Genomic DNA, 9206 nt, shown 5'->3' with positions numbered 1-9206 from the left:
TTGTGGAGTTATAAATTATAACGGAAGCAATTTGGATCTTTCTCAAAATTATCCAAACATGACAATAGATGAAATAATTAACCGTCGTATTCGCATTGATGGTTGCATGAAAAAGAAAGGATATATTATCTATGATACTACGTCTTGTACAACTAATGGGAAGCCAACAGGTTTTTGTAATTAAATTATAGGAAATAGATGAAAATGTTTAAATTAATGATGTTATTTCCTGTCTTGCTATTAGTTGCATGTACTACAAATTCTAATTTATCACCTGTAACACCAATTTATAAAGCAGAGAATAGCGATTTAAATAACATGAATGATTGCAATACGATTGAAGCGAATATTCAAAAATCTCAAATGGTGTTGGTTAATTATAAAAAAAGTAAAAGCTTAAATACATCAGCAAATTTACTCTCTGGAATTGCTTCGGTATTATCATTAGGAACGGATCGAGCAGATTATGTTTCGAATGCAGATTTAAATAGTGGGATTTTATCTTATGAAAATAGGCTTAAACAATTACAGATTTTGAAAACTAAATACTGTGAATCCACAGGAAGCCAAAGCCGAAATCAATAAAAAATAGATGTGGTGAAAAAAGAACAAGTAGCTGGATTAATTAGACCAAATATAAAAGTGGCAAAGGATAAATATTTTAATGAAAGTCATTAATAATTGTATACTCGTTTTTATACTGGGAAATATTTTAACAGGCTGTGGGGTGCTATTTGCTACAGGAAACTGGTGGAATAATGATTATGCAACAGATGAAGAGTTATGGGTACATCCTATTTTATCTAAATCTGATGCAAATAAAATAGCACTTAAGTGTTCTGATATTGCTATAAACTCTGTAATAGAAGTTAAAAAATTTAGTGAAATTTCTTCTGAAAAGCAAAAAAATATTATTAAAACTTTGACAAGTGAAAATAGTCAAAAGATTTCTAAATTTCGAGAGCAATGTTATTTAGACCAAGGTTTTAAATTTTACCCACGAGGTGTAAAAAGAAATCATCCAACTGTTTGTTTTGGTGAAAGTAAAAAAATGCCAGGATGTCAGTCAGTCTTTGATATACCAATACTTTAATTTTGATTAGGTGAAGAAGTATGAAAAACTTTAAATTTAAGTGTGTTGTCATTACTTTAATTATTAACTTTTTATCGGGATGCTCTATTCTAAGTGATTATTATTACCAAGATTGCGCCATACATCCAGATAATTTTAGATATTTAACAGCAGATGAACAAAAGGTATATTTGAAAAAGTGTAAAGGTGTAACAGAGTTTAAAAAAGTAGAGCCTATTTAATACTATATACATAACTACAGGTGGCGTAGAGGCAGCTGTGCCCTTACTGGATTGGTTGCAACTGGTGTAGGTGCAACCTCTACAGATGTATTTCGCACATTATTTACAAATCAAGAGATCACAGCATTTGATAGGGTCTTTTTCTAGAATTCATGATTTGTACTAGCTCAGCCCCGATCTGACAGTTACCTATTTTTTAGTGCGCCTGTCAGGTTCAATTTAAGCTAATTTTTAGCCAAAATTCGTTTTCTATCAAGACATACTTTTAGCAGTGTGTGACCTGTCACTCCAAGAAGCTCTGTATTATAGAATTTCAGCCAAACATTAAAGCAGCTAAACAAGATTCTTTGATAACAAAATGCAGGTGCATATACAAATATCCGAAGCATACAACACGAATGATTAGAGTATTTGTATTGATCATTTATTCCAGAAAAGATGGTCAATTTGGCGCACGCAGCAGCTAATTTTTATAAAGCGCACTGATATTAAGCAAAAATAGTATTACTTAAAGCAAAAACAGTATTACTAAATTGGCATGTCCTTTGCATTTACTCAAATAAGAAAAAGTGATCTAGGGTTCCGATACAGTAGCGTATGACTGGACCGAGAGTTCACGGTTCCTAGCGAACTACACGGAGGGATAAAAGCCCGGGAGGAAGTCAAAACTATCCGATAGGAGTGGCTATGAACACTGCAAATCATCACAATAATCAAGAAATTTGGTCAGAACTTCTGCCAGGTGGGCATCATTGGTCTGGTCGTATCCAAAAAGGCACGATCTTGCAGTTTCAATCACTTGCTGCGCATGCCAATGTGTCCTTATTTTGTGTCAATGCTGCCGATAAACTTGAACGCTTCAATATGCCAGACAGTTTAAAAGGGCAACATACCGCTTACTTAACAGCTTCACATGTCTTGTATTCAGATTTGGGCCGCGTGATGGCTTCAATCGTTCATGATGATCATGGATGGAACGATGTAATTTGTGGCCCAAGCCGACTTGAACAGATTGCACAAAAATTCGGGACTCGCACGTTCCAAGATGCGCGCAATGACATGTACCAAAATGGCTTGGACAGCTTACTGGTCGAAATGAGTAAGTATTCTTTAGGACAAGCCGATTTAAGCGCAACCCTGAACCTATTCTCAAAAGTGACCCCGAATGATGAAGGGAAACTGTCTTATGTTGAGTCTGACAATACCAATCAAATCATTGAAGTCCGCTTTGAAATGGACTGTTTAGTTTTTCTTTCTGCCGCACCACATGCTTTGGATAGTTCAGAAAGCTATCAACCTGCCGATGTGCAAATGAAATTGTTTAAAGCATTGCCTTTAAATGAAACCGACATTTGCCGAGATTCATGCCCACAAAACCAACGTGCATTTGCAAATAATGCCCGTTATTACGCACTTGAAAATACATACTAAATTGGCAGGGGATACCGAAATGACAAGTTTACAATCGTTTGAAAAATCAGTACTCAATGAAGTTTGCCCTGCTGGCGAAGCATGGATGTGTGAAGTTAAAAAAGGGCAATATTTCCGAATTATTGACCTTGAAGGCAACCAAGCCGTCGATACCTTATTTATTAGCGCAGCAGATCCAAACGAACGCTACAGCGCAACGGACACTTTGGCCATCAACCAGCACATTTACCTTGAAAAAGGCACAACGTTATACAGCAATTTGGGTCGCCCATTGGCGGTCATTCACGATGATAACTGTGGTCGCCATGACACCTTGGGTGGGGCGTGTTCGTGTGAAAGTAATACGGTTCGTTATGCACACGATAAATACCCGATGCACAGTTGCCGTAATAACTTTATGTATGCGTTGGCGAAACATCCGATTGCACACAAATATGCGCTGAATGTGCGTCATATTGGCCCGAATATTAATTTCTTCATGAATGTGCCTGTCACCGCAGATGGTCAGCTTAAATTTGATGATGGCATTTCTGCACCGGGGAAATACGTTGAAATTCAGGCAGAAATGGATCTGATCGTGCTGATTTCCAATTGCCCGCAGTTAAATAACCCTTGTAATGCCTACAACCCAACCAAAATTCAACTGGTTGTGCGTGAAGCAGAAGAGGTGTAGTCATGTTTAAAAAAGTCCTGATCGCCAACCGCGGCGCTATCGCCTGTCGTGTCATTCGTACCCTGAAAAAACTGGGCATCGCTTCTGTAGCTGTTTACTCAGAAGCAGACCGAGATTCACTACATGTGACTTTGGCGGATGAAGCCTTTTGTATTGGTGCTGCGCCTGCACAGCAAAGTTATTTAAATATTGAAAAAATTATTGAAGTCGCCCAGCAAACAGGCGCTGAAGCTATTCACCCTGGCTATGGTTTTTTGTCGGAAAATGCCGAGTTTTGTGATCTGTGTGAAAATCAAGGGATTGCGTTTATTGGGCCAACCTCCAGCCAAATGAAAGATTTTGGCTTAAAACATACGGCACGTGAGCTAGCAATCAAAAGCCAAGTGCCGCTGTTACCAGGAAGTTCATTACTGGCCGATCAAGCCGAAGCCCTGACAGAAGCAGCGCGAATTGGTTATCCCGTCATGCTGAAAAGTACCGCTGGCGGTGGCGGGATTGGGATGCGTTTGGTCTGGAATGAAACCGAACTCAAAGATGCCTATCAAACCGTGTCCTATCTGGCGCAAGCCAACTTTAAAGATGCAGGCCTGTATCTGGAAAAATTTGTCCAACATGCCCGTCATATTGAAGTGCAAATTTTTGGCGATGGTCAGGGTCAGGTTTTAGCATTGGGCGAGCGTGATTGTTCGGTGCAGCGTCGTAACCAAAAGGTAATTGAGGAAACCCCTGCACCGCATTTGAATGATAAGCAACGTGCCTATATTCAAAAAGTGGCTATTCAACTGATGCAATCGGTGAATTATCGCTCTGCGGGAACAGTTGAATTTGTCATGGACACTGAAACCCAAGAATTTTATTTCTTGGAAGTAAATACCCGTCTGCAAGTGGAACATGGGGTGACTGAGCAAGTCTTTGGTGTCGATCTGGTTGAATGGATGGTGACACTGGCGAGTGGTGACTGGACAGCTCCGACTGAGGAGTTGGTGCCGAAAGGTCACTCGATTCAAGTGCGTTTATATGCAGAAGACCCGATCAAGCAATTTCAACCGAGTGCAGGTTTACTCACGTATGTGAAATTTGACGAACATGCACGGGTCGAAACTTGGGTGGAAACAGGCTCCAATGTATCGTCTTTTTATGATCCGATGATTGCCAAAATTATCGTCACTGCAAATACGCGTGATGAAGCGATTCAAGCCATGAGCTCAAGTCTGGAAAAAACAAAAGTTGCAGGGATTGAAACCAATCTTGAGTATTTACAAAACATTATTGCCTGCGATGTGTTTCATGAAGGCACCCAGACCACACGTTTTTTAAATACCTTTGAATGGAAAACCCAAAAAATCGAAGTGCTGCAAGCAGGCATCCAAACTTCAGTGCAGGATGTTACAGGACGCTTGGGTTACTGGGATGTTGGTGTGCCGCCATCAGGTGCGATTGATCCTTTAAGTTTAACGGTTGCCAACCAACTTTTAGGCAATCCAAAAAATACCGCAGGGCTTGAATGTACCTTGCAAGGCCCAAGTTTGAAATTCCACTGTGACAGCCAAATCGTGATTACAGGTGGTGATATGCCATCCAAACTGGATGGCGAAGCCGTGCCGATGTGGAAAACCATCAATGTCAAAAAAGGTCAGGTGCTTAAATGCGGCTCGATCACCACGGGTTGCCGCAGTTATATCGGGATTAAAGGCGGTCTGGATGTGCCTGAATACTTAGGCTCGCAAGCGACCTTTACACTGGGACAATTTGGTGGACATGCAGGGCGTAATTTGCTGATTGGCGATATGTTGCCGATCACTGAATATTCGACCCAAAGCACCACTACACTGCCTCAAGCTCAAATTCCTCAGTTTGCCCATACATGGGAAATTGCAGTGATGTATGGCCCACATGGCGCACCTGATTTCTTTACCAAACAGGACATCGACACGTTCTTTGCCAACACGTTTGAAATTCACTATAACTCAAGCCGTACGGGTATTCGCCTCATTGGGCCAAAACCTGAATGGGCGCGTCAAGATGGTGGTGAAGCAGGGCTGCATCCATCCAACATCCATGACAATGCCTATGCGATTGGTGCAATCGACTTTACGGGTGACATGCCGATTATCTTGGGGCCAGATGGACCAAGTCTGGGCGGTTTCGTTTGCCCTGCGGTGGTGATTCACTCTGAACTCTGGAAAATCGGTCAGTTGAAAGCAGGCGATAAAGTCAAATTTATTCCTGTCAGCTATGCCCAAGCCAAAACACTCGATCAGCAGTATCATCAAAGTGTGATGGCTGATGATGTCACAGGAATTGATTTTAGCCCTGAGTTCAAAGCTGAAACGGAGACTCTAAACGATGCTGTTTTAGCGACGCTTGCAGGACAGGACGATTTGCCGAGTGTGACGTATCGACCTGCGGGCAACAGCTATTTGTTGGTGGAATACGGTGAACTGGTTCTCGACCTGAACTTGCGTTTCCGTATTCATGCGCTGATGCAATGGGTAAAAGATCAAAATATTCAGGGGATTATTGATTTAACACCGGGCATTCGTTCATTACAGATTCATTTTGATTCGATTGAACTCGATCAGATTGAACTGCTGCATAAACTGCAACAAGCCGAAAATGAACTGCCTGATATTCATAATATGCAAGTGCCGTCACGCACAGTGTATTTGCCATTGGCTTGGGAAGACTCACAAACCAAACTCGCGACTGAGCGTTATACGCAAATTGTGCGTCCAGATGCGCCTTGGTGCCCTGACAATGTCGAATTTATTCGTCGTATCAATGGCTTGGCATCGAAACAAGCGGTTAAAGATGTGATGTATAGCGCCAATTATCTGGTGATGGGCTTGGGTGATGTGTATTTGGGTGCACCTGTTGCGACACCGCTCGATCCGCGTCAGCGTTTAGTCACCACCAAATATAACCCTGCACGGACATGGACACCTGAAAATGCGGTCGGTATTGGTGGTGCATATATGTGTGTTTACGGTATGGAAGGGCCTGGCGGCTATCAGTTTGTCGGTCGTACGACTCAAATGTGGAGTCGCTACCGCAAAAATGCCGACTTTGAGGCGGGTAAACCATGGTTACTGCGCTTTTTTGACCAAGTGAAGTTTTATGAAGTTTCTGAAACTGAACTTTTGCACATGCGGGAAGATTTTAAAGCAGGTCGTCTCAAGCTGCGAATTGAAGACGGGGTTTTAAACCTGAAAGAATACAATGATTTCTTAAAGAAAAATGCTGAAACTATTCATGCGTTTAAAGACATGCAGCAAGCCAATTTTGAAGCTGAACGTCGTCGCTGGCACGAAGCAGGTTTGCAAGAGTATGTGTCTGAAAGTCTGGATGCGGTTGATGATGGTGAAGCCGTCACAATTCCTGAAGGTGGCTGTTCGGTTGAGTCACACATGCCGGGGTCAATTTGGAAAATCGAATGCGCTTTGGGCGATATTGTTGAGGAGGGCACAACCCTTGCCGTGATTGAAGCCATGAAGATTGAAATTCCAATTGTTGCACCTGAACGGATGAAGGTTGAGGCGATTACCATTGAAAAAGGGCAAACGGTGAAAACGGGGCAGGTGTTGTTTACGTTAGCGCCTGTGGCTTAAATTATTTGCCCGAACTCTCCTTTTTAAATGGGAGTTCGGGCAATCTGGAATTATTTAAGGGTTACATTCTTTTATATGTTCAAAAATCTTTTTGCATAAATCTTTAGCTTCTTGAGTGAGTTGCCAGTCTTCGTAAGTCATTAGGACTTTGCAGATTTCACAAAATCCAACCTTATCATCAATCGTTCCTGATTCATCAGAAAATAATCTTGGGGAATTTTTTACTGGTGGATCTATACGAATAGTATCATCAATAATTTTACCGATGCCTTCTTTACTAATAAAACTCATAGAATCATTTAAATTGGAGATATTAAAGTCAGAAGTATCCCTATTAAATCCCTTATGTTTTAGGTTATTGATTGTATTTGGATTCAAGGTAACTTCTGTGGCTGTTTTTCTAATACCATGAAATTTGATCAAGCAAGCCTTGTAGATAATAGATGGCGTTAAAGTATTTTCGATTTCTTTACAGGGTAAAATATAAACATTTTCAGAGTTAAGTTCTGTTTCCCATTCTTTCAATCTCTCTGCTTTACCTTCATTATCACCGTCTGCTAAAAGCAAAATATTTTTTGAAATTGCTTTTGCTGTAAGTCCTTTGTTTCTTTCAAGAAATTCTAAAGCTTCTTCTTTAGATGGATAGTCATCCATGAAGCTCCAATGCGTAATATTTCCGCCTGCATACTCGATAAAAGCATAATGAAAATTTGGCATAAAACTTCTATATATTTTGAAGTTTTCTTTTTCACTATTTTCAATTTCTTTTAAATATTTAGCCATTAATTTGGATAAATACATTCGGTCTGTCACGCCTTCGACCCAAATAGTACAGTTGGATAAATAAATTGAAGATGGTCGAACACCTAGAGAAGTTAATAGTTCATGATCTCGGTCACAGCGATAAATTTTAAAATCAAACTTAGATGGATCATCCTTATTTTGCTCTTTAACAAATTTTTGAATGATCACTTGATCAGATTCATCCACCATGTCTAAAAGGTGGTTTGAGTGTGTGGTAAAGAAATAATAGTGTTTGGTTTCGTTCAAGTAGAAATTCATGAGCTGACGAACCATACCTGCATGCATATGCAATTCAGGTTCTTCAATAAAAAATGCATGAATTTGTTCTTTACCTTCAGTATCTTGTCTTTTTATATAGGCCTCAAAAGTTAAGATAATTGCCTGTTGTAAGCCATCACCAAGATTATAAATTGGAAACTGAGCATCATTACCAATTTTTATATGAACTACATCATTTTCATTGCCGTGTTCATCTTTTCCGAATTTAGGAATTAAAGTCACAACTTCATTATCAAAAAAATACTGGCTTAATTTTTCTTCATATTTTTTGATCAAATCACGTTGTTCAGGTTCGCCAAGTAAATGAATCTTTAATTCGTGATAAAGACTTTCTCCTGTAATGATATTTTTTGAGTTAAATTTTTGAGTATCTTTGAAGTAATCCTTTTGAGCACGTTCAATATAAGGCTGTTTATTTTCAATTTCTGTGACAGGACGCATACCTCGTAAAATGGGGATATAAAATTTTCCTTCAAAAGAATATCGATCATAAAAATCTCGAGAATTTGAAAGATAGTCCTCTAAGATTAAATTAAATTTTTCTCTATTATGCATATCATAAAATTTTCGGATTTTAGGTATGTTTATATCTATTAATTTTTTAAAATTAAGTGGTGATGTTGTCTTTTTTGTGTTTACGAGTTCTTCAATTAACCTTAATAATTCTTCTCGGAAGTTACTTCCATATTGATTTTGAAATCCTACACTTTGATGTTGAATTTCAGTAACAGCTTTCTTTAGTTTTGTGATTTCATCATCTATCGAAATAAAGTTAATATCTTGGAATTCTATGTTGGATGTAAAAGTAGATCTTAAAAACCGACTTTTCCCTGCATTATTTTTACCAATATAAAAATTTAAGCGTTTTATTTCAATAACTTTGTTGTAGTCTTCGTCATTGTCAGATGTATAATTGTCTACGTTTTCAGCCCAGTAATATAATTTGTTGTTCATATCAGAATATAAATAAGAATTTAATGATTAAACCAATGATATTACAAAACAATTTAAAGGTGAAATTGATTTAGGGATCTAAAACTTAGCTCTCAAACTTGCCTCAAATTCCGAGATAAACAATCAATAACTTATCTTTGCCC

Annotated in this window: 8 protein-coding genes and 1 riboswitch; of the genes, 7 read left to right on the top strand and 1 reads right to left on the bottom strand. The window is 39.1% G+C overall.

Annotated features, from left to right (window positions below; all coding sequences use genetic code 11):
- The 7 genes from ACX1N5_RS14770 to uca form a co-directional block, all read left to right on the top strand.
- The coding region (locus tag ACX1N5_RS14770; RefSeq protein ID WP_458803243.1) for a hypothetical protein at positions 1-184 on the top strand (184 nt) is incomplete at its 5' end.
- Positions 185-198: 14 nt separating this feature from the next.
- Positions 199-585 (top strand): hypothetical protein, encoded by a 387-nt coding sequence (locus tag ACX1N5_RS14765; RefSeq protein WP_458803245.1) that lies wholly within the window; start codon positions 199-201, stop codon positions 583-585.
- A 79-nt stretch (positions 586-664) separates the two neighbouring features.
- On the top strand, positions 665-1093 hold the full coding sequence (locus tag ACX1N5_RS14760) for a hypothetical protein (RefSeq protein WP_458803247.1): 429 nt from the start codon (positions 665-667) through the stop codon (positions 1091-1093).
- A 20-nt stretch (positions 1094-1113) separates the two neighbouring features.
- Positions 1114-1314, top strand: coding sequence for a hypothetical protein (locus ACX1N5_RS14755; protein WP_458803249.1), 201 nt, complete (start codon positions 1114-1116; stop codon positions 1312-1314).
- 563 nt (positions 1315-1877) lie between these two features.
- Positions 1878-1974: riboswitch (guanidine-I (ykkC/yxkD leader) on the top strand.
- A 27-nt stretch (positions 1975-2001) separates the two neighbouring features.
- A complete protein-coding gene (locus tag ACX1N5_RS14750) occupies positions 2002-2745 on the top strand; it encodes an urea amidolyase associated protein UAAP1 (protein WP_458803251.1) in 744 nt (247 codons plus the stop codon).
- Between the two features lie 19 nt (positions 2746-2764).
- On the top strand, positions 2765-3418 hold the full coding sequence (locus tag ACX1N5_RS14745; RefSeq protein ID WP_458803253.1) for an urea amidolyase associated protein UAAP2: 654 nt from the start codon (positions 2765-2767) through the stop codon (positions 3416-3418).
- Between the two features lie 2 nt (positions 3419-3420).
- Positions 3421-7026: an urea carboxylase gene (uca, locus tag ACX1N5_RS14740; RefSeq protein WP_458803255.1), complete on the top strand. Its 3606-nt coding sequence runs from the start codon at positions 3421-3423 to the stop codon at positions 7024-7026.
- Between the two features lie 54 nt (positions 7027-7080).
- Here uca and ACX1N5_RS14735 read toward each other — a convergent pair whose 3' ends face one another.
- Positions 7081-9063 (bottom strand): AAA family ATPase, encoded by a 1983-nt coding sequence (locus ACX1N5_RS14735; protein WP_458803257.1) that lies wholly within the window; start codon positions 9061-9063, stop codon positions 7081-7083.
- Positions 9064-9206: the final 143 nt, after the last annotated feature.

Source organism: Acinetobacter sp. ANC 4636 (assembly GCF_054454555.1).
This window is presented reverse-complemented; position numbering and strand designations above follow the sequence as displayed.